23 protein-coding genes are annotated in these 23,525 nt (G+C 62.6%); 12 read left to right on the top strand and 11 right to left on the bottom strand.

The features are described 5' to 3' along the window. Nucleotides 1-242: 242 nt before the first annotated feature. Nucleotides 243-941 (top strand): pirin family protein, encoded by a 699-nt coding sequence (locus ACK59L_RS18360; protein ID WP_409275234.1) that lies wholly within the window; start codon nucleotides 243-245, stop codon nucleotides 939-941. Between the two features lie 43 nt (nucleotides 942-984). On the opposite strand, the gene ACK59L_RS18355 is transcribed toward ACK59L_RS18360, so the two are convergent. Continuing rightward, on the bottom strand, nucleotides 985-1,461 hold the full coding sequence (locus tag ACK59L_RS18355; protein WP_409275232.1) for an isochorismatase family protein: 477 nt from the start codon (nucleotides 1,459-1,461) through the stop codon (nucleotides 985-987). 279 nt (nucleotides 1,462-1,740) lie between these two features. On the opposite strand from ACK59L_RS18355, the gene mrdA reads away from it, so the two are divergent. Next, complete coding sequence (gene mrdA, locus ACK59L_RS18350; protein WP_409275230.1) at nucleotides 1,741-3,636, top strand: penicillin-binding protein 2; 1,896 nt, start codon at nucleotides 1,741-1,743, stop codon at nucleotides 3,634-3,636. A gap of 32 nt (nucleotides 3,637-3,668) precedes the next feature. Here the strand turns inward: mrdA and ACK59L_RS18345 are convergent, their stop codons facing one another. Beyond that, on the bottom strand, nucleotides 3,669-4,295 hold the full coding sequence (locus ACK59L_RS18345; protein ID WP_078478485.1) for a glutathione S-transferase family protein: 627 nt from the start codon (nucleotides 4,293-4,295) through the stop codon (nucleotides 3,669-3,671). Between the two features lie 228 nt (nucleotides 4,296-4,523). Between ACK59L_RS18345 and ACK59L_RS18340 the strand changes: the two genes are divergently transcribed. The 6 genes from ACK59L_RS18340 to ACK59L_RS18315 all read left to right on the top strand — a co-directional run bounded on the left by ACK59L_RS18340 (nucleotide 4,524) and on the right by ACK59L_RS18315 (nucleotide 10,792). Further along, on the top strand, nucleotides 4,524-4,844 hold the full coding sequence (locus ACK59L_RS18340; RefSeq protein ID WP_027915726.1) for a DUF2388 domain-containing protein: 321 nt from the start codon (nucleotides 4,524-4,526) through the stop codon (nucleotides 4,842-4,844). A 119-nt stretch (nucleotides 4,845-4,963) separates the two neighbouring features. Continuing rightward, nucleotides 4,964-6,463: a glycolate oxidase subunit GlcD gene (gene glcD / locus ACK59L_RS18335; RefSeq protein WP_409275227.1), complete on the top strand. Its 1,500-nt coding sequence runs from the start codon at nucleotides 4,964-4,966 to the stop codon at nucleotides 6,461-6,463. Beyond that, nucleotides 6,463-7,518, top strand: coding sequence for a glycolate oxidase subunit GlcE (gene glcE, locus ACK59L_RS18330; RefSeq protein ID WP_409275225.1), 1,056 nt, complete (start codon nucleotides 6,463-6,465; stop codon nucleotides 7,516-7,518). The genes glcD and glcE overlap by 1 nt, the downstream gene beginning before the upstream one ends. Before the next feature lie 9 nt (nucleotides 7,519-7,527). Then, the gene (glcF, locus tag ACK59L_RS18325; RefSeq protein ID WP_409275223.1) at nucleotides 7,528-8,778 is read left to right on the top strand and encodes a glycolate oxidase subunit GlcF; all 1,251 of its coding nucleotides are present in this window, start codon (nucleotides 7,528-7,530) and stop codon (nucleotides 8,776-8,778) included. A 161-nt stretch (nucleotides 8,779-8,939) separates the two neighbouring features. Next, a complete protein-coding gene (locus tag ACK59L_RS18320) occupies nucleotides 8,940-9,278 on the top strand; it encodes a hypothetical protein (protein ID WP_409275221.1) in 339 nt (112 codons plus the stop codon). Nucleotides 9,279-9,358: 80 nt separating this feature from the next. Continuing rightward, nucleotides 9,359-10,792 (top strand): PLP-dependent aminotransferase family protein, encoded by a 1,434-nt coding sequence (locus ACK59L_RS18315; protein WP_409275219.1) that lies wholly within the window; start codon nucleotides 9,359-9,361, stop codon nucleotides 10,790-10,792. Here ACK59L_RS18315 and ACK59L_RS18310 read toward each other — a convergent pair. After that, on the bottom strand, nucleotides 10,785-11,981 hold the full coding sequence (locus tag ACK59L_RS18310) for a CynX/NimT family MFS transporter (protein ID WP_409275217.1): 1,197 nt from the start codon (nucleotides 11,979-11,981) through the stop codon (nucleotides 10,785-10,787). The genes ACK59L_RS18315 and ACK59L_RS18310 overlap by 8 nt on opposite strands. Beyond that, complete coding sequence (locus tag ACK59L_RS18305) at nucleotides 11,978-12,436, bottom strand: nucleoside deaminase (protein ID WP_058603313.1); 459 nt, start codon at nucleotides 12,434-12,436, stop codon at nucleotides 11,978-11,980. Before ACK59L_RS18305 ends, ACK59L_RS18310 begins: the two co-directional genes overlap by 4 nt. Before the next feature lie 193 nt (nucleotides 12,437-12,629). Between ACK59L_RS18305 and ACK59L_RS18300 the strand changes: the two genes are divergently transcribed. From ACK59L_RS18300 to ACK59L_RS18290, 3 genes are all read left to right on the top strand, one after another. Next, nucleotides 12,630-13,067, top strand: a complete 438-nt coding sequence (locus ACK59L_RS18300) for a carboxymuconolactone decarboxylase family protein (RefSeq protein ID WP_058603314.1) — start codon at nucleotides 12,630-12,632, stop codon at nucleotides 13,065-13,067. A gap of 441 nt (nucleotides 13,068-13,508) precedes the next feature. Beyond that, complete coding sequence (locus ACK59L_RS18295) at nucleotides 13,509-14,462, top strand: IS110 family transposase (RefSeq protein WP_409275215.1); 954 nt, start codon at nucleotides 13,509-13,511, stop codon at nucleotides 14,460-14,462. 378 nt (nucleotides 14,463-14,840) lie between these two features. After that, complete coding sequence (locus ACK59L_RS18290; protein ID WP_058639967.1) at nucleotides 14,841-15,131, top strand: DUF3077 domain-containing protein; 291 nt, start codon at nucleotides 14,841-14,843, stop codon at nucleotides 15,129-15,131. A 428-nt stretch (nucleotides 15,132-15,559) separates the two neighbouring features. On the opposite strand, the gene ACK59L_RS18285 is transcribed toward ACK59L_RS18290, so the two are convergent. The 5 genes from ACK59L_RS18285 to ACK59L_RS18265 all read right to left on the bottom strand — a co-directional run bounded on the left by ACK59L_RS18285 (nucleotide 15,560) and on the right by ACK59L_RS18265 (nucleotide 19,852). Further along, a complete protein-coding gene (locus ACK59L_RS18285) occupies nucleotides 15,560-16,765 on the bottom strand; it encodes a methyltransferase (RefSeq protein WP_409275213.1) in 1,206 nt (401 codons plus the stop codon). 113 nt (nucleotides 16,766-16,878) lie between these two features. Continuing rightward, nucleotides 16,879-17,568 (bottom strand): ABC transporter permease, encoded by a 690-nt coding sequence (locus ACK59L_RS18280; protein ID WP_023535781.1) that lies wholly within the window; start codon nucleotides 17,566-17,568, stop codon nucleotides 16,879-16,881. Then, nucleotides 17,565-18,260 carry an ABC transporter permease gene (locus ACK59L_RS18275; protein WP_058606101.1) on the bottom strand — a complete coding sequence of 232 codons (696 nt, stop codon included), beginning with the start codon at nucleotides 18,258-18,260 and terminating at the stop codon, nucleotides 17,565-17,567. Before ACK59L_RS18275 ends, ACK59L_RS18280 begins: the two co-directional genes overlap by 4 nt. Before the next feature lie 54 nt (nucleotides 18,261-18,314). Continuing rightward, on the bottom strand, nucleotides 18,315-19,067 hold the full coding sequence (locus tag ACK59L_RS18270; protein WP_023535762.1) for an ABC transporter substrate-binding protein: 753 nt from the start codon (nucleotides 19,065-19,067) through the stop codon (nucleotides 18,315-18,317). A gap of 11 nt (nucleotides 19,068-19,078) precedes the next feature. Then, nucleotides 19,079-19,852 (bottom strand): ABC transporter ATP-binding protein, encoded by a 774-nt coding sequence (locus ACK59L_RS18265; RefSeq protein ID WP_058606102.1) that lies wholly within the window; start codon nucleotides 19,850-19,852, stop codon nucleotides 19,079-19,081. 638 nt (nucleotides 19,853-20,490) lie between these two features. On the opposite strand from ACK59L_RS18265, the gene gabP reads away from it, so the two are divergent. After that, nucleotides 20,491-21,876 carry a GABA permease gene (gene gabP, locus ACK59L_RS18260; protein WP_144967493.1) on the top strand — a complete coding sequence of 462 codons (1,386 nt, stop codon included), beginning with the start codon at nucleotides 20,491-20,493 and terminating at the stop codon, nucleotides 21,874-21,876. 204 nt (nucleotides 21,877-22,080) lie between these two features. Here the strand turns inward: gabP and ACK59L_RS18255 are convergent, their stop codons facing one another. Together ACK59L_RS18255 and ppk2 are read right to left on the bottom strand one after the other, a co-directional pair. Beyond that, entirely contained in the window at nucleotides 22,081-22,524 is a 444-nt protein-coding gene (locus ACK59L_RS18255) for a hypothetical protein (RefSeq protein ID WP_058639911.1), read from the bottom strand. A gap of 87 nt (nucleotides 22,525-22,611) precedes the next feature. Then, complete coding sequence (gene ppk2, locus ACK59L_RS18250; protein WP_167339080.1) at nucleotides 22,612-23,478, bottom strand: polyphosphate kinase 2; 867 nt, start codon at nucleotides 23,476-23,478, stop codon at nucleotides 22,612-22,614. Nucleotides 23,479-23,525: the final 47 nt, after the last annotated feature.

Here is a 23,525-nt window from a genome sequence, read left to right as displayed (position 1 = left end):
CGCCTGGGCTACCGCGCGCTTAGAAGCAAAAGCCAAAGCAACGGCAACGGCAACGGCAACGGCAACGGCAACGGCAACGGCAACGGCAACGGCAACGGCAACGGCAACGGCAACGGCAATTTTGGACGATGGCTCAAGAGATATATCGACTAAAACGATAAAATAGAGCCGATATTTACGCTTATTTTAGATGTTTCATAAGCGCATGATGGCCCTATTCCACCTTTTGAAGGAGTCCAATCATGCTTCAACTACGACCATTCAACACCCTTGGTGCTGCCAACCACGGCTGGCTCGATGCGCACCATCACTTCTCCTTCGCCGAGTACTACGACCCAGCCCGCATGCACTGGGGCAACCTGCGAGTCTGGAACGACGACATCATCGCCGCTGGCAGCGGGTTCGCACCCCACCCTCACCGGGACATGGAAATCATCACCTACGTCCGCGAAGGGGCCATTACCCATGAAGACAACCTGGGCAACAAGGGCCGGACCGAGGCTGGCGACGTGCAAGTGATGAGCGCCGGCACGGGGATCGCGCACAGTGAGTACAACCAAGAGGACAGCGAGGCGCGTATTTTCCAGATCTGGATCGTGCCCGAGCGCACTGGTGATGCACCGTCCTGGGGTACACGCCCGTTTCCCAAGGGTGAACGCGGCGAAGGCTTCGTGACCCTGGCCAGTGGCAGAGATGGCGATGAAGGCAGCCTGCAGATTCGTACCGATGCCCGCCTGGTCGCCGCAACGCTGCGCGCCGGGGAAACCGCCGAGTACCGGTTCGACCCCAAGCGTCGCGGTTACCTCGTCCCGGCCAAGGGCCGCATCGAGGTCAATGGGCTGCACGCCAATGCCCGGGACGGCGTGGCCATCGCCGAAGAAACGCTGCTGCAGGTCACCGCCCTGGAAGACAGCGAGATCGTGCTGGTGGACGTCGCCTGAAACGCTGGCACTCAGCCGGGCCGGTCCCTCAAGGATTGCCCGGCTAGGCCAGCTCAGCCAGCACTTCGGCGGACGTGATGACCTGACGGAAATGATGCTCCCACAAGGCGATGCCCAACTTCGCCGAACGATCCAGCGAGGAGCCGACAGTCATGTCGGTCACCAGAGTCGGCATCAACCCGGCGTCGAACAGCGCGAAACCGGCTGCCAGCACACAGGTGTCGGTCTGCAAACCGCTCACCAGCACACGCTCCACCCCGAGACCGCGCAGGTACTCGATCATCTCTTTACCCGGTCCGTAACCATGCTTGATGAACACCCGATCGGCTTCGATCAGGCTTTCATCCTGGGCAGTCGGGTGCCAGCCCAATTGCCGCTCGAAAGGTGTCACTCGCTCATCGTGCAACTCGACCGAGGCGATGGTAGGTATGTTGGCCGAAAGCAGTCGCAGGCCGTCGACCAACCATTCCGGCGGGCTGAATGTGGACTGGACGTCCACGATGAGCAGGACCTGACGCATGAGCACCTTCCGTCATGAAAAAGCCATGGAGTATACCCGCCTGGGCCTGACAAGCGCGTTGAAGCCCAACCCGCTCATGCACGACGGTGCTCAACCAGGCTGATGAACAAATCTTCATGCAGGCTTGAGCCCCGCAGGCTCGGGCGGCCTGGGCGCGGCCCACCTCACCGCGCTGCGCGGCGCCTTGAGGCGGGCATGCAGCTTGCGTAGCATCACTGCCCCACCCGGCACCAGCCCGTTACCAACGCCTGCCCGCCCAGCCTTCTACAGACAGAGCCCATGCCCCAACCGATCCCCCTCAAGGACCATGAAAAGGAAAAGCACCTGGTCAACCGCCGGCTCCTGGCCTGCGCTGCGCTGGTCTTCAGCCTGGTCGCCATCCTGATTGGTCGGTTGTATGTGCTGCAAGTCATCCAGCATGACCAGCAAAGCGCCGTGTCGGAGAACAATCGCGTCCATGTGCTGCCGATCGCACCCGAGCGAGGCTTGATCTACGACCGCAATGGCACTGTGCTGGCCGACAACAAGCCCAGCTTCGACCTGACCATGACCCGTGAACGGACCGGCGGCGACAGCGCCAAGGTGCTCGACACCCTGACCCAGGTGCTGGGGCTGGATGACGAGGACCGCAAACAGTTCGACAAGGACCTGCGACGCGGGCGCAAACCCTTCGAGCCGGTCACCTTGATGGTGGGGTTGAACGAACAGCAGATTGCCTTGATTGCCGTCAACCAGTTCCGGCTGCCGGGCCTTGAGGTGGAGCCGCAATTCATTCGCGAATACCCGCTGGGCGAGCACTTTGCCCATTCGGTAGGCTACGTAGGCCGCATCAACGAAAAAGAGGCCAAGACCCTGGACAGCACCGAGTACCGGGGGACTCAGTCGATCGGCAAGACGGGCATCGAACGTTTCTATGAAAGTCAGTTGCACGGCCACGTAGGCTACGAGGAAGTCGAGACCAACGCCCAGGGCCGGGTGATGCGTGTGCTCAATCACAAGGCCCCCACGCCAGGCCAGGACATCGTGCTGACCCTCGATGCCCACCTGCAACTGGCGGCGGAAAAGGCCCTGGGCGAGCGCCGAGGCTCGGTGGTGGTGCTGGACCCGGCCAACGGCGATGTGCTGGCGATGGTCAGCAACCCGGGGTTCGATCCCAACCTGTTCGTCAAGGGCATTAGCTTCAAGCAGTACGCACAACTGCGCGACTCCATCGACCGCCCCTTGTTCAACCGCGTGCTGCGCGGGCTGTATGCCCCAGGGTCGACGGTCAAACCCGAAGTGGCCATTGCCGGGCTGGACAGCGGCGTGATCACGCCGGCCAACCGCGTGTTCGACCCGGGTTACTACGAGTTGCCCAACTACGATCACAAATACCGTAACTGGAACCGCAGCGGTGATGGCTGGGTGGACATGTACACCGCGATCATGCGTTCCAACGACACCTACTTCTACGACCTGGCGCACAAACTGGGTATCGAGCGCCTGCACGACTACATGGCCGAATTCGGCCTTGGCCAGAAGGTGTCGCTGGACATGTTCGAAGAAGCGGCCGGGCTGATGCCTTCGGCCGAATGGAAGCGCGCGACCCGCCGACAGCCCTGGTTCCCCGGTGAAACGTTGATCCTGGGTATTGGTCAGGGCTACATGCAGGTCACGCCATTGCAACTGGCGCAAGCCACCAGCCTGCTGGCCAGCAAAGGCGTATGGCATCGCCCGCACCTGGCGATGACCGTCGGTGGCGATGCGCCCATCGACCCTAACCCCATGCCCGATATCGTGCTGCACGACAAACGCGCCTGGGATCAGGTGAGCCAGGGTATGCAAATGGTCATGCACGACCCGCGCGGCATCGCGCGCGCTGCCGCCGCTGGCGCGCAATACCGCATTGCCGGCAAGAGCGGTACGGCCCAGGTGGTGGCCATCAAGCAAGGGGAACGCTACAACCGCAACAAGACCCTGGAACGACACCGTGACAACGCCTTGTTCGTCGGGTTCGCCCCGGCCGAGCACCCCAGCGTGGTCGTGGCGGTGATGATCGAAAACGGCGAAGCCGGTGGGCGGGTGGCAGGCCCGGTAGTGCGCGAGGTCATGGATGCCTACCTGCTGGACGAACAAGGTCATCTGAAGCCCGAATACGCCGGCAGCTCGGCGGGCAAGTCACCTGCCCACGGCTGAAAGCAAAGCCCGCAGGCGGTCAGGCCTTGCGTTCAGGGTGCAACGCGGGGCATCAGATCGTAGGGGTGCTGCCACCCCGGCAACGCCTGCAGTCGCGCTTTCCAGGCTTCGATGTGCGTGTACTGCTGCACGTTCATGCCGGTATCCTCGGGCATGAACACATAACCGGCCAGCGACAAGTCGGCGATGGTCACCCGCGCGCCGACCATGAACGGTGTGCCGGCCAGGTGCGCATCGACGATGCGGTAGGCCGCGGCGGCCCGCTCGCGCAGGAACGTCGTCACCTCGGTTTCGCCCGTCTTCTTCAGGCACAACAAAAAGCGCAGCGCCGCGTAGTAGCTGGTGAACTTGTGGTTGTCGAACAGCATCCAGCGCCAGATCTCACGCCGCTCTTCTTCACTCTGGGGGCCGAACTGGCCTGTTTGTGCGCTCAAGTAGTCGAGGATCAACGCCGACTGGGTCAAGCAGGTGCCCCCATGCATCAGCACCGGCACCTCACCCTGCTCGTTCACCTCGTCGCGCCACATCGGGTCGCGGGTCTGGCCATTGAAGAAGTCCACGAACACCGGCTGCCAGTCCTGGCCGGTCAGTTCGAGCATCAGCGCAGCCTTGTAGGCATTGCCGGATTCGGCGAAACAATGCAGCGTGTACTCGGACATGGTGCAGCCCTCGATGGCTGTCGGGGTAGGCCGCTGAGCAGAGCACGCGGATGGCGATGCGGTCAATCCGGGCCTGACGTCGATGTCGGCCAGGCCCGTTGACCCGCCTAACCCTGCCCCGCCTGAGCAGACCATCGGCTAACGCTTCGGTGAGGGAACTCCACCTGCATGCGTAGCCTCTCACCAATAGTGGTAATCCCCTGGGCTTCACCTATTGGAGAACACGACATGCGCCAACTTGCCCTCGTACCCGCACTGCTGCTTCTATTGCCTGCCGGCGCTGCCATGGCCCGCGTCGACGGCCGCGACATTGCCACTTCGGCCGGTGTCTCGGCTTCGCTGTACTCAACGTTCAAGGATGACAAACGCATCATTCCTGCCCGTGACGAGCTGTCTGCGTTCGTCGCCAGCGGTGGTGCCATTCGTGGTGCCTACGTGGAAGCTGCCTTGCAGCAAGCACGCAAGGACCACCCCGGCCTGCAAGTCAACGATGAAGAACTCGCTCGCGCCATCCTCTCCCAGGACGATCCTCTGGTCGCCCAGCAATGACTGCCGCCGGCGTTGGCCCTCATTGTGGCCAGCGCCGGTCGTAGCCCGCCCCGCAAGCCCTAGGTCCAGACTGGGGCTACACTCGTCATGACCCTATAAGAACAACGCATCCAGGTGAGATGACGATGCTGTATGACGAACGCGTCGACGGCGCGCTGCCGACGGTTGATCGCGAGCTTTTGATTCAGTGCCTGCGCGATGCGCTGCCTGACCTTCAGGTGCTGCACCGCGATGAAGACCTCAAGCCGTATGAATGCGACGGTCTGGCGGCGTACCGTACGGTGCCGCTGCTGGTGGTGTTACCCGAGCGCGTAGACCAGGTGCAGAGTGTGCTCCAGGTTTGCCACCGGCTCACCGTACCGGTCGTGGCTCGCGGTGCCGGGACCGGGCTGTCTGGCGGTGCCATGCCCTTGGCCAAAGGCGTGTTGCTGGTGATGGCGCGGCTCAATCGTATTCTCGAAGTCAGCCCCCAAGGCCGCTTCGCCCGCGTCCAGCCGGGCGTTCGCAACTTGGCCATTTCCCAGGCCGCCGCCCCTTACGGGTTGTACTACGCCCCCGACCCTTCATCGCAGATCGCCTGCACCATCGGCGGCAATGTCGCTGAGAACGCAGGCGGCGTGCATTGCCTGAAGTACGGTCTGACCGTTCACAACATCCTCAAACTGGAGGTGTTGACCGTGGAAGGTGAACGGCTGACCCTGGGCAGCGAGGCGCTCGACAGCCCTGGGTTCGACCTTCTAGCGCTGTTCACCGGCTCCGAAGGCATGCTGGGGATCGTCACCGAGGTGACCGTGCGGCTGCTACCCAAGCCACCCGTGGCACGGGTCCTGCTGGCCAGCTTCGACCGGGTCGAGGACGCCGCGCGATCCGTTGCCCACATCATTGCCGCCGGCATCATTCCCGGGGGCCTGGAAATGATGGATAACCTGGCCATTCGGGCGGCCGAGGATTTCATCCATGCCGGGTATCCGGTGGAGGCAGCCGCCATCCTCTTGTGTGAACTCGACGGGGTCGAGGCCGATGTGCACGAAGACTGCGAACGGGTGGCCACACTGTTCACCCAGGCCGGTGCCAGCGAGGTGCGGCTGGCGTGTGACGAGGCGCAGCGTGCACGGTTCTGGGCAGGACGCAAGAATGCCTTCCCTGCCGTCGGCCGCTTGTCCCCGGACTACTACTGCATGGACGGTACGATTCCGCGGCGTGAGCTACCCCGCGTGCTGGTGCGGATTAGTGAAATGGCGCGCGAACATGGGCTGCGGGTGGCCAATGTGTTCCATGCAGGTGACGGCAATATGCACCCGCTGATCCTGTTCGACGCCAACCAGCCTGGCGAGCTGGAGCGGGCCGAGTCCCTGGGTGGAAAAATCCTGGAGCTGTGCGTGGCCGTTGGTGGGAGCATCACCGGGGAGCATGGGGTCGGCCGGGAGAAGATCAACCAGATGTGCGCCCAGTTCACCCATGACGAGCTGCGGGTGTTTCACGCCGTCAAGGCTGCATTCGACCCGCAGGGCTCGCTCAACCCTGGCAAGAACATTCCCACGCTGCACCGCTGCGCCGAATTCGGTGCGCTGCGCGTGCACCACGGGCAGTTGCCCTTCCCTGCGCTGGAGCGGTTTTGATGGGCACGGACCAGGATGCAAGCCAGGCGTTGCTCGAGCAGGTTCGCCAGGCGCTGGATGCCGGTACGCCCTTGCGCATCCAGGGCAGTGGCAGCAAGGCTATGATCGGCCATGCCGTCAACGGGCAAGTGCTCGATACACGCGGCCATCGCGGCATCGTCAGTTACGACCCCACGGAGCTGGTGCTGACGGCTCGCGCCGGTACGCCGTTGCGCGACATCGAGGCGGCGTTGCAGGAAAAGGGGCAGATGCTGGCTTGCGAGCCACCGCACCTGGGCCCGGGTGCCACCTTGGGCGGCATGGTGGCGGCTGGCTTGTCCGGGCCCAGGCGGCCCTGGTCCGGATCGGTCCGTGACTTCGTGCTGGGCACACAGGTCATCACAGGCCAGGGCAGCGTGCTGCGCTTCGGCGGCCAAGTGATGAAAAACGTGGCCGGGTATGACCTTTCACGGTTGCTGGCAGGCAGTTTCGGCTGCCTGGGTGTGCTGACCGAGGTGTCGCTTAAAGTCCTGCCCGTGCCGCGGCACTGCGTAAGCCTGCGCCTTGGAATGGGTCGGAGCCAGGCCTTGGCCGCGCTCACGCGCTGGGGCTCGGAACCACTGCCGCTCAGTGGTGCCTGCCACGATGGACAAGCATTGTTCGTGCGCCTGGAAGGTGGCGAGGGTTCGGTAGCGTCGGCCTGCCAGCGCCTGGGGGGCGAGTGTGTGGACGGCGAGTTCTGGACGCAACTGCGTGAGCAGCGCCTGGCATTCTTCACCCAGGGCAGCGAGCCCTTGTGGCGTGTGTCGGTACCCCTCGCAACAGGGGAACTGCACCTGCCGGGACGCCAATGGCTGGACTGGGCAGGCGCCCAGCGCTGGCTGCGGACAGACGCCCCAGCCCATGCCATTCACCGCATCGCCGAACAGGCGGGTGGCCACGCGCTGTGCCTCACCCCAGGCCAGGCCCCCTACCCGCCCTTGTCGGAGCCGCTGATGCGCTACCACCGGAGCCTCAAGGCCCAACTGGACCCCAAGCGCATCTTCAATCCTGGCCGTCTGTACCCGGACCTCTGAGGGCAGCCCATGCAGACCAACCTGAGTGACAGCGCACGCACACTCGAGCGCGCCGAGGAGGCAGAACGCATCCTGCGCGCGTGCGTACATTGCGGCTTCTGCACCGCGACCTGCCCCACCTACCAGCTGCTTGGCGATGAGCTCGATGGCCCGCGCGGGCGTATCTACCTGATCAAGCAGGTGCTCGAAGGCCAGCCCGCCACTACCAGCACTCAGTCTCACCTGGACCGATGCCTGTCGTGTCGCAGCTGCGAAACCACTTGCCCGTCGGGTGTGCGTTACCACGACCTGCTGGACATTGGCCGAGACGTCGTGGAGCAGCAGGTGCCAAGGCCACTGGGCCAGCGCCTGTTACGTCACGGCCTGCGCTTTGCGATGGTGCGCCCCGCCGTTTTCAAGGCCCTGCTGCGAACTGGCCAAGCCCTGCGCCCCTGGCTACCGGCGCAGGCCCAGCAAAAGGTGCCTTTGCAAAAGGCGGCTGGCCTGATGCGCCCGGCGGTGCGCCATCCGCGGCGTGTCCTGATGCTCGAGGGGTGTGTACAACCGGCATTGTCACCGGCGACCAACGCCGCGGCGGCGCGCCTGCTCGATCGCCTCGGTATCAGCGTGACCCCTGCACCGCCCGAAGGTTGCTGTGGAGCCGTGGACTACCACCTCAATGCCCAGGCGCAAGGCTTGCAGCGCGCACGGAGGCGCATCGATGCCTGGTGGCCAGCCGTTGAGGCCGGCATCGAGGCCATCGTGATCCCAGCAAGCGGCTGCGCCGCGTTCGTGCGCGAGTATGCTCACCTGTTGGCTGCTGACCCGGCCTATGCAGCCAAGGCGGCGCGGGTCAGCAGCCTGTGCCGTGACCTGGTGGAAGTGCTGGGGGATGCGCCCATCGAGCAGCTGGCGGTGCCCGCCGGACGGCGCCTGGCGTTTCACTGTCCGTGCACTCTGCAACATGCATTGAAACTGGGTGGCGCTGTGGAAGCGCTATTGATCCGGCTGGGGTTTACCCTGACTCCGGTCACCGATGCCCACCTGTGCTGTGGCTCGGCAGGCACCTATTCGCTGACCCAGCCAGGGTTGTCCAGGCAGCTGCGCGACAACCGGCTGGACGCTCTGGAACGCGGGCAACCGGACGAGATAGCCACCGCCAACATCGGCTGCCAGGTGCATTTGAATGGCGCAGGGCGCACCGCGGTTCGGCACTGGGTGGAGATCGTCGAAGAGGCGCTCAGGCACGCAGAAGAGCGCGCCGGGGCGAACGAGGGATAGGCGTCCCCTGCCGCCTTGTGCTTTTCGTCCTTGGTAAGTTTCATCGTCGACCATTTACTTAATTGGGATTTTTCACCGGCCAACCTAGGAACCGTCCTACTTGTCGCTTGGCAGAGCAGAAAACATGATCGACGCAGTCGCCCCCACACAGGACGCTGCGCATGCTCGCCAACCCGCACCTTCTTGCCGAACTGCGCAGCCACCTGCGCGAACTGCTCACCCATGACCTGGCCAACCCAGACCAGGACCCCCATCTCTCTGGCGTCATGTTCTTCTGCGTCACCGACGAGCCATCCAGGCAACTGATCGAGCGAATCGAACTGCTCGCCAGCGAAGCGTTTTTCGATGCTCGGGGCCGGGCCATCACCCATCACATGAAGGCCGCCGCCGTGGAAGGGGTTCAGATCAAGCGCTGCCGTAGCGCCCCTGCCGACGAAACCCGCATCCGCATTATTCTCACGGGCAAAGGCTACATCACGGTGAGCATGGCCAGGGCCTAAGCAGTCTTACTGCTGCGTGAGCAGGCACCTCGCCGTACGCAATCCGCTATCCTGAGCGCTCTCTTGCTTTGGAATGCTCCATGGAACTGCATATTCGCCTGGTAGGCCGCAAAGGCTTGGCTGCCCAGCTCTACGCGCAGTTGCGCGCGGGCATCGAATGCGGTCACCTGGCGGCTGGCAGCCAGTTGCCGCCCAGCCGCCTGCTGGCCGAGCAATTGGGAGTGTCGCGCAAGACCGTCGCGGACGCCTATGCACGCCTCACCCAGGACAACCTGCTGAGCGCGGTAGTCGGCCGGGGTACGTTCATCAATACGCTTGCACCCAAGCGCAGCGCGCCGGCAAGCGCCTTGACCCTTGCCGGCGATGCGTCGCTCAGGCGCTGGCAGTCCCGCGCCACCGTACTGGGCCAACGTCAAGCGCAATCGGGGGTGCGCTATGACTTCATCGGCGGTGTGGCGAGCAAGGCGCTATTCCCGTTCGACCTGTGGCGCAGCTGCCTGAACTACGCCGTGCGTCGAAGCCAGCATCATCCACAGCGGCATTTCCCAGCCCAGGGCCTTGCGGAACTGCGCGAGGTCATCGCCCACCACATCGCCTACGCCCGGGGCGTGCACTGCACGGCTGACGATATCCTTGTGTGCAACGGCGCCCAGCAGGCCCTGGACCTGATCGCCAGGGTGCTGGTGGAGCCTGGCTGCAAGGTCGCCATGGAGGACCCGGGGTATCCGCCGGCACGGCAGTTGTTCCTGGGCTTGGGCGCCCAGCTGCAGGGGGTGCCGGTGGATGAAGAAGGTTTGTGCGTTGACCAGATTGCCGAGGGCACGCGGCTGATCTATGTCACGCCTTCGCACCAGTTCCCATTGGGCATGCCGATGGGCGAGACACGCCGGCGAGCGCTGCTGGCCCGGGCAGCCGCGTTGGGTGCGCTGATCATCGAGGACGACTACGACTGCGAATTCCGCTATCTGGGGCCTAGGGCCGATGCGCTGCAACGCCTGGACACCCAGGGCCTTGTGGCTTACGTCGGCACGTTCTCCAAGACCCTGCTCCCGGAGTTGCGCCTGGGTTATGCCGTTTTGCCAGAAGCCGTGCTCAAGGCCAGTTGCGTGGCCAAGCAATTGACCGACTGGCACAGCCCGACCCTGCTGCAATGGGCCCTGGCCCGCTTCGTGGAACAGGGGCATCTGAACCGGCACATCCGCCGTTGCCATGAGGTATACAGCGCGCGTCGCGATCGCGTGTTGCAGCGTCTGGACGACGACCTTGCCCCTTGGCTCAGGGCCATTCCCGCCGAGGCGGGGTTTCATCTAAGTGCCTTGGCGCAAACGGGGTTCGACGTAGAGCACCTGGTCGAACAGGCACGCAAGGTCGACCTGGGCATTTACTCGCTCGCCCCGTTCTTCAATGAAACGCCAGTGCGTCCGGGGCTGTTGATGGGCTTTGGTGCCATTGAAATGCTCGACATCGACCCAGCACTCGACCGACTGCGCGATACCCTGCGGCGAATCAGCTGAGGGCATCGACGTTATCGACCGGGACGGGTCGAGCTAAAGCCTTCGCGTAGCTCTGTGGGCTGAAGGCTATCGTCACCAGCAGCATCGTCAACACGCTGGCCGTGAGCACGGTCCACGCGCTTTGAAAATCACCGTCGAGCGCACGCAGCCACCCGACGATGTACGGCACACAGCCGGTGATGATGAAGCCGATACCCTGGACGAAACCCGCCAGGCCGCCGGCTTCGGCTGGCGTAGGAAGATGTTCGAGGGTCAGGGTCAGGCTTTGACTGAAACAGGCGCCCAGCCCGAACCCGATCAACGCTACCCAAAGCCCTGGTGCGGCGGTGGGTGCCATCAGTAACCCCATGAACCCCACCAGCTGAATCGACAGCGCCAGCGCAAGGCCTGGGCGCCGATCCACCCAGCGCCTGAGCAGCAGCGGCAGGCCCAATGCGCCCAGTACCTGGAATAGGGTCATCAGCCCCACCAGGTCGGCGCCTCCCTGTGCGCTGCCACCCTGCTCCAGATAAAACGCTGGCAGCCAGGCGACCATGCTGGTGTAGCCGCCATTGATCAAACCGAAGTACACGGCCAGCAACCAGGCCCGTCGGTGGCCAAACCAGTGCCCGCCGTTTCCTTTGAACATTGGGGACCGTATGTTGCGTGGCCGCAGGATGAGCCATGCCAGCAGGGCAAGCATCGCCGGTGCGGCCCAGACCCCCAGGCCCATTTGCCATTGCCCGGAATACTCGGCCAGGTGCGGGCCCAACACAGCAGCCAGCCCGCCGCCGCTCATCAAGGCAGCCGAGTACAGGCCCATTGCGCCAGCAAGGCGCCCTGGAAACCAGCGATTGACCAGCCCTGGCATCATGCCCTGCACCACCGCCACGCCCAAGCCTGCGAGCACGGCGCTGGCAACCAGTGCCCAGGCACTTTGAAGTTGTAACCGCCACAGGCACGCCAGCGCGATGGCCGCCAAACCACCGAGCATGCCGGCATGTTCGCTCAGCCATCGGCGTGACCAAGGGTGCAGTAATGGAACCGCTCCCATGCACAACACCGGCAGCGCCGTCAGCAATGCCGCTTGCTGATAACCCAGGCCGGTACTGATGCGCATTGGCTCGAGCAAAGGGCCGATGCTGGTCAGGATGGGGCGCAGGTTCAAGGCCAGCAGCACGACCAGCATCGCTCTCCAGACTACTGTCATTGATCGTTGGCCTGTTGCCACTGAGCGTACAGCCCGCTTTCGTCGTCGGGCTTGAAGGCGCGCAGCGGCAATGACTGCTGCTGGGGCGCACGCGTCATCTGCGCGTACAAGTCAGCGGTGGACAGCCCGTAAGGCTGGCCTTCGTCGTTGTCATAGGCGAACCAGGCCTGGCTGATACCGCACAGGTGCATGGCTGCCAGGCACATGGGGCATGGGTGGCCGCTGGCATACACCTGGGCGCCGTCAAGACGGGCGCGCCCCAGCGCCTGGCTGGCCTGGCGGATGACTTGCATCTCGGCATGGGTGGTCGGGTCTTGTGAGCGGTGTATCTCATTGACACCGCGCGCCACAACCTGGCCTTGGTACACCAGGACGGCACCGAACGGCCGACCTCCGGCTGCGATGTTGGCGCGTGCCAGTTCGAGGGCCTCGCGCATGAAACGGACTTCTGGCATGGCTCGATCTCCTTGGATGGGACGGGTCATTATCCTGAGTCGGTGGCAGTGGCAGAAATGAAGAGATTGGATGCCTGTCAGTGGGGATGCGAATGGCAGGATTGGCCTCCCCGAAGATGATCGAATTGGCTATCGGACGTATCGGTGCCCGAGGGTATTGTGACGCCACCCTAAAGCGTTTCTGGAGAGCGCCATGCAACACCGCATCGACTGGTCGAAACAAGCCCCTGACGCCTACAAGGCCATGGCAGCCCTGGAGCAGGCGTTGACCCGCACGGGCCTTGAGCATGATCTGCTTGAACTGGTGCGTTTACGCGCGTCGCAGATCAATGGCTGCGCGTACTGCGTCAATCTGCATGCCAACGACGCGCGCAAGGCCGGTGAGCGCGAGGCGCGCCTGCAGACGTTGTGTGTGTGGCGGGAGACGACCTACTTCACGGGGCGTGAGCGAGCGGCGCTGGCCTGGGTTGAGAGCCTGACCCGGCTGGCCGATTGTGGCGCCCCGCAGGGGGAGTATGAGGCGTTGCTGGAGCACTTCGAGCCAGCCGAGGTGGTGAATCTGACCTTGGCTATCGCGACGATCAATGCATGGAATCGGTTTGGGGTGGGGTTTGCCATGGTGGCCGGTTGAGGAGGTCTGGGAGGCTGGTGTTTAATTCAGTCTTTCTCTGATTGGAGCATCAACATTTAGCTATGCCCTGTGATGAATCGAGGCACATCCCTCGAAAGCTACTCTATACCTGTGTAAGAGCGGCCTCGCCGGGGCGCCGGACCGGCCGCGATGGGCCGCGCAGCGGCCCCGGCAATATGAGCCGCGGAGCTGAAATCCTGGGGCTGCTGCGCAGCCCATCCCGGCGCGAGGCCGCTTGTATGGTTAGACTTGAAGGGGTGGTGGGACGCTAAAGCCGATTCTGACTGTCAGCAGCAGTACAGACTGTGGGAGACATCGCCCCACCCCTTCCACCAAAGCGCCGATAAAGAATGCATCGTTTTCGAACGACGATAGAAGCAAGCCAGCGCCTCTTGGTGAAACCCCCTTCAAGCCCTAGAACCATAACGTGAGGAGCCACCCATGGCAATGCAGGTAGATCGGTTAATCGTGGGTGTAGATGTCGCAAAAGCGGAGCTGGTTATTCATCACGACGACCGCGATGAAATTATCAAGATTAAAAACGCTAAGCCAGAAATCAAGAAGTGGCTCAAACAGCAAGCGGCCCACACGGCGATCGCCGTTGAGGCTACCAATGTCTACCACTTGGACTTGATTGAACTAGCCCACGGGATGGGTTTTCAGGTTTATGTCGTCGACGGATTCCAGTTAAGCAACTACAGAAAAGGTGTCGGGGGACGTGTAAAGACTGATCCATCTGATGCTCGACTACTATCCCGTTTCCTTAGGAACGAAGGTAACGAACTCCGGCCCTGGAGCCCTCCGCCGGCCGTCTACGGCAAGCTCCAGAGCCTGCTGCGGCGCCGGGCGGCTTTGGTGACTGCGCGCACTGCGATGACCCAAAGCTGGGCCAACGAAAATCTGCTTAGAGCCGCCTTCGAGACCTTTGTGAAATCGATTGATCGGCTGGACCAGTTGATCCAAAAGAAACTGAAAGAAGTGCTGCGCGAGGCTGGATTGCAGGAGCAAGTTGCACGTTGCCAGGCAGTAGAAGGAATCGGTTTTCTCACCGCCACCGCATTGGTAATGGCATTTGTGAGAGGTGAATTTAAGAGCAGCGACTCATACATCGCCTTTTTGGGGATGGACTTGAGAGTGAGCGATTCTGGGCAGAAGAATGGACGTCGCCGTCTTACCAAGCGCGGCTGCTCGGAGATCCGTCGTCTACTTCATAACGCTGCGATGGCAGCCAGTCGATCGGCGGCATGGAAAGAGCTTTATGAGAAACAGCGCACGGCAGGAAAAGCGACGACCCAAGCACTGGTGATTTTGGCTAGGAAACTTGCGCGTGTGGCGTTCGCCCTGATGAGAAATCAGGACGAATATGTCACCAGAAAGGGGAAACTGGCTTGCTGAAAACCATAGAATCTCCCACACGGGGGTGAGTTGGGCTGGAGTTTTGTAGCTTGCGAGCTTTGGTTTTGTAGGAAATGTCTGGACTCTCCAGCTGGAGACTTCTGCAAGTTTAGTTATCGGACGTATCCTACGCGCTCTGCCGAAGTATCGCCGTTGTCTGGGAAATACCTCACGGATACCTTTGCCCCGTCGCTCTGGCGACCGGGTGTGAGAACCCGACTTTGAACCTAGCGGCTGCTCAATGGCGACCGTGCACGGGCAGACTTCGGTCTGGCCGGGCTTCCTATGTTCACTCGGTTTCTCACCCTGTGCACGGTTGCCGCCTTTGTCCCGTGAGAAGTATGAATGTGGCAACTCCTTTGAACATAGGGGTTTCATATGAAAACGATTGTTCCTGACCCACCCGTTGAGAGCGCTGTCACCACCGCAGGCGTAGAAACCTTCCTCCAAGCCGGCACGCCACCCGTAAACCTCCTTCGCGTTCAACCCGGCATCCCGGTGGATGCTGCGTACGAGCACGTCTCGATCCTGATGGGTTACATCAGGCACCTGGTGCGTGAGGGGGATATGGAGGATGACCATAAGCTGCTCGGTGCTGCGGATTACCTCTGCGACATGGCCAACGCCTTGCTGAACGACATCGAAATCGCCAAAGGCAAGCGCCACTAGCGAAGGCCCACCAGAACCTCGGCTGCATGGATGACGATAGGGCCAGGGTGCCAAGCGGATAGGCAACCCGTTTTCAGGCACCCGCCCAGTTCTTCGATAACGGCTCGCAGAAAACAGACTTCAAAATTCCAAGGCCATGGCATGTACTGGAGCCATTCCCAATTCCGGCATGGCGACCCCACCCCCTACGCACCAAAACTCTCTGAAATCAACAAAAAATCGCACCCGATAAATTGCTTATGCACAAGCGGCATCGAATGCTTGTGCCAATGGCATAACTCAGGCCTCAACCAGCCGAATTTGCGCAAATGCCTGTTTTTGCTGGTCTTGAACGTGATTTTGGAATAAGCAAATCCATCTGGATGGCCGCGTACACCAACAGGTAACCCCAAGCTTGTTCACAGACTTATCCACAGGTTGTTCTGCGGCTATCTGTCGCGCTCGGCGAGGATCATCAGGTTGCGTGGGGTAAGGGCATAGTCGCAAAACACGCCCAAACGCACGTCATAGCCCTGTTCGGTCAGAAAAAGGGCACGATCCAATGCCAGCCAGAGCTCAAGCGGGCGTCGGAACAGGTTGCGCAGGCGTTCGAGGTTGCGTACCTGCGCCAAGCGCTCCCACCCTGCCGATTCCAAGGCCGCCCAGTCGATATCCCCATGCAGGTCCAGTTGCTTGAGCGCCGCCAGGTCACGGCAATACTGTTCGAAGGGCTTGGCCAGCCAGGCCACCGGCAGCGATGGCGTGGGTAGGTACTGGTCGGTCTGGCGCTGCTGGCGTTGCAGCAGGTCGAAGCCCAGGCGGCGGGCCATGGACGTGTCGCGCTGGCGGCGTACGCGGGCGCCGGCGGTGACGGTTTCGCTCAAGGGCAGGCCAAGGTCATCCAGCGACAGCTGCAAGACCGAGGCACGGGCAGCTGTGGATAACGCTTGGTACTGGGCGGTGGCAATGCGGTTGTAGCAGCACGGGGCCACGGCCAGTTGTGGGCAGTTTTGCTGGCTGGCCAGGCGCAGCAGCTGGACATGCAGGTCGCCGCAGGCGTGCAGGGCGACCACGCTGGTGTCCGCCTCCAGATGCTCGGCGCTGCCAGGGGCCATCACGTCCTGGTGGAGATGTTGCACGGGCAAGTGGTGATGGGCACTGAGGGCCTGGCCGGCAGCCACCAGCTCGGTGTCGTACTCCAGGCAGGTCAGGCGCTGGCCGGGTTGCAGCAAACGCCGGCCCAAATGGCCTTTGCCCGAGCACCAGTCCAGCCAGTGACGCGAGGGTGCGCGGAAGGCGAGGTGACTGGCGAAGGCTTCTATCTGCTGCCATTTGCGGCCGGGCACATTGACGTCAAGCCGGTGCGCGGCGGCGGGGAGCGCAGAGGCTGGCAGGTTACCCAGAGCGCTGAGCGTCTGGGCGGCATCAGCCAGCTGTGGATAAGGTGCAGGCAGTGCGTGTGGGTCGACCTCACCCTCGGCGTCGGCCAGGGTGCTTTGGCGCAGATGTCGCGCCAGATCCGGGTAGGTGCCTTCCCAATCCAGGTGCAGACGGGTGAACGGCCTGGGTTTCCACAGCGCCTGATGCTCGATCAAAAAACGATCAAGCGCTTGAAAGCGTTCGAGCAGAAGGTGGCTGTGGAGGGCGGTAGGCATTGGGAGCGCTGTCGATAGAAGGTGTTCAGGCCTTGCTGCCGGCTGAACCCGCTTTCACCCTTGCATCCACATGCTAGGCAAACACGGGCCAGCCGGCTGCAGCCGGTAAAGGATCAGCGCCCCTGGCAGGCATCCACGCGCAACCAGCGCTCCAGCAGCTTGAAGCCCTGCACCAGCATGAACGAGATCAGCAGGTAGAACAGGCCAGCGGCGAAGAAGATCTCCACCGGCAAGTACGTGCGGGCAATGATGGTCCGCGCCATGCCGGTCAGTTCCAGCAGGGTAACCGTACTGGCCAGTGCGCTGGCCTTGAGCATCAGGATCACTTCGTTGCTGTAGGCCGGCAGGCCGATGCGGGCAGCCCGGGGCAGCATGATGTAGACCAGTGTCTTGGCCCGGGACATGCCCAGCGCCCGCGCAGCCTCGATCTCGCCCTTGGGAATGGACTGCAAGGCGCCGCGCAGGATTTCGGCGATGTAGGCGGCGGTGTGCAGGGTCATGGTCAGCACGGTGCACCAGAACGGGTCACGCAGATACGGCCACAGCGCGCTGGCGCGCACGGCGTCGAACTGGGCCAGGCCGTAGTACACCAGAAACAACTGCACCAGCAGCGGGGTGCCGCGGAAGAAGAAGATGTAGCTGAACGGCACGGCGCGCACGTACCAGTGCCGCGATGAACGGGCGATGCCCAGCGGAATGGCCAGGATCAGGCCGGCCACGACCGCGATGGCCACCAGCTCCAGGGTCAGGGTAGCGCCCTGGGCCAGGCGCGGCAGCCACTTGATGATCACTTCCCAGTTCATTGTTCAGCCCTCGCGAAGCCGCGAGCGGCGCGTTGTTCAAGGAAATGCATGCCGGTCATGGCAATGACGGTCAGGCTGAGGTAGATGCAGGCCGCCACCATGTAGAAGGTGAACGGCTCCTTGGTCACGGTCACGCCGATCTGGGCGTGGCGCATGATTTCTTCCAGGCCGATCACCGACACCAGCGCGGTGTCCTTCATCAGGATCATGAACAGGTTGCCAAGGCCGGGCAGGGCGATGCGCCACATCTGCGGCAGGATGATCCGCGACAGGATGCGGCCCTTGGACATGCCCAGCGCCAGCCCGGCTTCGCGGTGGCCTTTGGGGATGGCCAGGATGGCGCCCCGGAACACTTCGGTGGCGTAGGCGCCAAAACACAGGCCAAGGGCAATGACGCCAGCGGCAAAGGCACTGAGCTCAAGGCCGGGCATGTGCAGGGCTTCACCCAGGGCGTTCATCAGGCCCACGGTGCCGAAGTAGATCAGCAGCACCCACAGCAGTTCGGGAATGCCCCGTACCAGGGTCGAGTAGAAACCGCCAAGCCACTGCAACGGCTTGATCGGGGAAGTCTTGGCCAGGGCGCCGAGCAGGCCCAGCACCAGCCCTAACAGCAAGGCGCACAGCGCCAGTTTTACGGTCATCAGGGTGCCGGCCATCATGGCCGGACCGAATCCGTGCAAGTCGATATTCATGGGCAGGTCATTCTAGGGAGTGGCGCGCCACCGGGGCGCGCCAATCGGGGCGGATCATTCGATGCTGAACGGGAAGTACTTGTCGTTGATCTTCTTGTACGTACCGTCGGCCTTGATTTCGGCCAGGGCCTTGTTCAGGTCGTCGCGCAGCTTGGTGTCACCCTTGCGCACGGCGATGCCGATCTTGTCGCTGTCCATTACCGGCTCGCCCTTGAACTCGTAGTTCATGCCGTCCTTGCTCTTGAGCCACTCGTACTGCACGTACTTGTCGGCCAGGATGCCGTCGATACGGCCGGAGACCAGGTCCAGGTAGGCGTTTTCCTGGGTGTCGTACAGCTTGATGTCCACACCGCTGTAGTTGTCTTCCAGGTAGGTGCCGGCCAGGGTGGCGCGCTGGGTGCCGATGACCTTGCCCTTGAGCGAGTCTTTGTCAGTCTTGAAGTCGACGTTTTTCGGCGCGATGAACTGCAGCTTGTTGGAGTAGTACGGGTCGGTGAAGTCCACCGCCTGCTTGCGCTCGTCGGTGATCGACAGCGACGAGACCAGGAAGTCGAACTTCTTGGCGTTCAAGGCCGGGATGATACCGTCCCAGTCGGAGGTGACGACCGAGCACTCGACCTTCATCTTGGCGCACAGGGCATCACCGATGTCCTTGTCGAAACCGACGACGTTGCCGCTGGCGTCCTTGTTGTTGAACGGTGGGTAGGCGGCTTCGATACCCATGCGCAGTTTTTCCGCGGCCATGGCATTGGCGGACATCACCAGGGTGGCAGCGGCTGCCAGGAGAAACTTCTTGTAGGTGTGCATGTATTGCTCCGTTAGCGGTGGCTGGACATGAATTGCTTGCAACGCGCCGAGGTCGGGTTCTCGAAGACCTGCTGCGGCGATCCCTGCTCTTCGACCAGGCCCTGGTGCAGGAAGACCACTTCACTGGACACCTGGCGGGCAAAGTTCATCTCGTGCGTCACCAGCAGCATGGTACGGCCTTCGTCGGCCAATGCGCGGATAACGTTAAGCACTTCCTGGACCATTTCCGGATCGAGGGCCGAGGTGGGCTCGTCGAACAGGATGACCTTGGGCTTCATGGCCAGGGTACGGGCAATGGCGGCGCGCTGCTGCTGGCCACCGGAAAGCTGGGCGGGGTAGCTGTGGCGCTTGTCGTAGATCCCCACCTTGTTGAGCAGCGCTTCGGCTGCCTCGACGGCCTCGGCCTTGCTTTGGCCAAGTACGCGGCGTGGGGCTTCGATAATGTTGTCGAGGATCGACATGTGCGGCCACAGGTTGAAGTTCTGGAAGACGAAGCCGATTTCGCTGCGCAGGCGGTTGATCTGGCGGTTGTCGGCAGCCATCAGGTCGCCATTCTTCGCCGCCTTGAGCTTGAGGGCTTCCCCGGCCACGAGGATTTCGCCCTGGTGCGGGTTTTCCAGCAGGTTGATGCAGCGCAGCAGGGTGGACTTGCCGGAGCCGGACGACCCCAGGATGGAGATCACGTCACCGTCGCGTGCGGTCAGCGAAATGCCCTTGAGAATTTCCTGCTCGCCATAGCGTTTGTGCAGGTTGCGGATTTCCAGCGCGGGCGTGGCCTGAGCCATGTGCGGTCCTCATGTGTTCGGGTGCGTTCCCAGCTGTTGGCGGCCTTCCTGGCGTGCGCCAAGCTAGCATAGCGGCATTATGACGGCCAACAGGGTCGCCGGGCACTCTGGGCATTGGTGGGGCAGTTTGTCGCATCGTTGCAGCGCAACGTCGCGCAGATGTCCACAAGGGAGGTTGCCCGGCACCAGAGCCATGATGAAAAAAGGCGCGATGGTGCCAGTTTTGACGGGCTCAGGGAAGCGCTTTCGGACCATGTGCCCGTGAAACCTGACTGCCCGGGCAGCCTGTCGAGCCACCCTGGTGCAGCCTTTTTGACCGCCGCCTTGGCCTAGGGTTGTACCGAAGGGTTGCGCCCTGTTTGCCTTGCAATGGTGCGCAGGTGTTACCGAGGGGCACCTTTGGTGCATTTGTAAGTGAGTATTTCGGTAATGAGCGCTTTTGATGGCTAATCGGCCACTTGATGGCGCTTTTTGTCCTAGCCCCCGCCGTTGCTGGTCTTGAGAGTGGTCTGGTCGAGTGCGCGTAGCACATGGCGCGGTTATTGCCAGTCTCCAATCAAGGGTTGCCGCTGTGCATGCTCCATACGCGAGCCGCGCATCTGCAACCGATGTGATCTACTCCTTGCAAAGGTAGTTTTATGAGCGGCAACAATTCCAATGACCTCGCTCAGGGGCTTAAACAACGGCATGTGACCATGCTGTCCATCGCTGGCGTCATCGGCGCAGGCCTGTTCGTCGGTTCCGGCCACGCCATTGCTGCGGCGGGCCCGGCGGTGCTGCTGGCCTATGCCGCTGCCGGTACGCTGGTGGTGCTGGTCATGCGCATGCTTGGTGAAATGGCAGTGGCTTCGCCCGACACCGGTTCGTTCTCCACCTACGCCGACCGCGCCATCGGGCGCTGGGCAGGGTTCACCATCGGTTGGTTGTACTGGTGGTTCTGGGTGCTGGTCATTCCGCTGGAAGCCAACGCCGCTGCAGCCATCCTGCATGCCTGGTTCCCGGCCGTGGACCTGTGGGCGTTCTCCCTGTTGATCACCTTGGCACTGACCGTGACCAACCTGTTCAGCGTGAAGAATTACGGTGAGTTCGAATTCTGGTTCGCCCTGCTCAAGGTGCTGGCCATCATCGCGTTCATCGTGGTCGGTTGCGTGGCCATGTTCGGCCTGGTGCCCAGCAGCCAGGTCAGCGGTGCCAGCCACCTGTTCGACACCCAGGGCTTCATGCCCAACGGCCTTGGCGCCGTGCTGGCTGCCATGCTGACGACCATGTTCTCGTTCATGGGCACCGAGATCGTTACCATCGCCGCTGCCGAGTCCAAGGACCCGGGCAAGCAGATCAGCCGCGCCACCAACTCGGTGATCTGGCGGATCTGCCTGTTCTACCTGGTGTCGATCTTCCTGGTCGTGGCGTTGGTGCCATGGAATGACCCGGCGCTGGCCGAAGTAGGCTCGTACCAGACCGTACTCAGCCGCATCGGTGTGCCTAATGCCAAACTGATCGTCGATATCGTGGTACTGATCGCCGTGACCAGCTGCCTGAACTCGGCGCTGTACACCTCCTCGCGCATGCTGTTCTCGCTGAGCAAGCGTGGCGATGCCCCGGCGATGGCCCAGCGCACCACCAAGGCGGCTACGCCTTACGTGGCGGTGTTGCTGTCCACTGCGGCGGCGTTCCTGTGCGTCTTCGCCAACTTCCTCGCGCCGGCCCAGGTCTTCGAGTTCCTGCTGGCAAGCTCTGGCGCCATCGCGTTGCTGGTGTACCTGGTGATTGCCGTTTCGCAACTGCGCATGCGTGCCAAGCGCGAGGCCAGCGGTGAGCAGATCGCGTTCAAGATGTGGCTGTTCCCAGGGCTGACCTGGGCGACCATTGCCTTCATCGTGGCGGTACTGGGGGTAATGGCACTGCGTGAGGACCACCGCATCGAGATCATCGCGACGGCACTGCTGAGCATCGCCGTGGTGGCTGCGGGGCTGCTGGTGCACCGCAAGCGCGAAGCTGGTGGACGGGCAGTGGTGGCCAAGTAAGGCCGCCGATGTTTTGCCCTTTGTAGGCGCCGCCTTGCCGGGGCGCCGGACCGGCCGCGATGGGCCGCGCAGCGGCCCCGGCAATATGGCTGCGAAGCTGAAATCCTGGGGCTGCTGCGCAGCCCATCGCGGCCGGGCCAGCGTACCAGCAAGGCCGCTCACAGGTATTCGCTAGCCCTCAGGGCCGTGAGCCCAGCCACCCAATCAACCAAACTGCTTCTGCTGTTGCTGCTGCTTGGCCACCAGCTCGGACGCAGCCAGGTAAGCCTGCTGGAACTCGTCGCTTTCCAGCCACGCCATGGTCGTGTCTTCGTCCGCGCCATCGAGCCATGCACGGTAGGCGTTGAATACCATCACGATATAGTCGGTCGCGTGTTCTTCCTTGTGGCCCTTGAGCACCAAGGCCAGCAGCGGGTCCACCAGGAACACCGAAATCATCGGCACCAGGCCGCCTTCCTGCGCTTCTTTCATCTTCTTGAACAAAGGGTCGTAACTGGCCGACGCCATGGCCTTGTCGAACACCTGCTCGACGCTGGCGCTATCGCCTGCGCTGGCCTTCACGGCCTGGCCGCTGCGCACCATGCGGTTCTGCTTGGCCTTGGTGGCGGCGCGCTTGGCGCGTTTTTGTTGCTTGGTAGAGGTGGCCATGGGCAATCCTTGGGTGGGGCTTGAAAGTGCGCGTATTGAAGCGCAGTTGCCCGCGAAACCCAAGTGCCATGCACGCACCGGTGGCCGTCAACTGGCGATCGCGTCGTCCTCCTCGAACCCGCGCGATGCCCGGCCGACCAGCAGAGGGTCCGGCGCGTAGGCCACGCTCAAGTCCTTGTCCGGGTAGTCCAGCGAATGCAGGAAGTGGCGGATGCAGTTGATGCGTGCACGCTTCTTGTCATCGGACTTGATCACCGTCCACGGCGCGTCGGCGGTGTCGGTATGGAAGAACATGGCCTCCTTGGCGGCGGTGTAGTCGTCCCACTTGTCCAGGGACTTGATGTCGATGGGCGACAGTTTCCAGTGCTTGAGGGGGTCGTCACGGCGCGAGATGAAACGGCGCAGTTGTTCCTCGCGGTTCACCGAAAACCAGTACTTGAACAGCAGGATGCCGCTGTTGCACAGCATCCGCTCAAGGTCCGGCGCCTGGCGCATGAACTCCAGGTACTGAAGGGGCGAGCAGAAATCCATCACCTTCTCGACGCCGGCGCGGTTGTACCAGGAGCGGTCGAAGAACACCATTTCTCCCGCCGTGGGCAGGTGCTGCACATAGCGCTGGAAGTACCACTGGCCTTTCTCCTGCTCCGACGGCTTTTCCAGCGCAACGATGCGAGCGCCCCGGGGGTTCAGGTGCTCCATGAACCGCTTGATGGTCCCGCCCTTGCCTGCAGCGTCCCGCCCCTCGAACAGAATCACCACCCGCTGGCCGGTTTCTTTCACCCAGCTTTGCACCTTGAGCAACTCGATCTGCAAGGCGTGCTTGGCCCTTTCGTACTCCTGTCGACGCAAGCGCTGCGGGTAGGGGTAGCCCGATGGCAAGCGCGCCGATGTGCTGTCTTCGCTGCTGCCCTTGGGGGCGGTGGCGACTTCCAGTGCGGCGGGCGCCTGGCTGATCGCGGTAATGGTAGATTCGGGTTTGCGCGGGCGGGGGCGGCGCGGGC

The organism is Pseudomonas sp. KCJK9111, assembly GCF_046231935.1.
Lineage (GTDB): Bacteria > Pseudomonadota > Gammaproteobacteria > Pseudomonadales > Pseudomonadaceae > Aquipseudomonas > Aquipseudomonas parafulva_B.
Note: the sequence above shows the minus strand (reverse complement) of the source record. Positions and strands in the feature narration are given on the sequence as shown.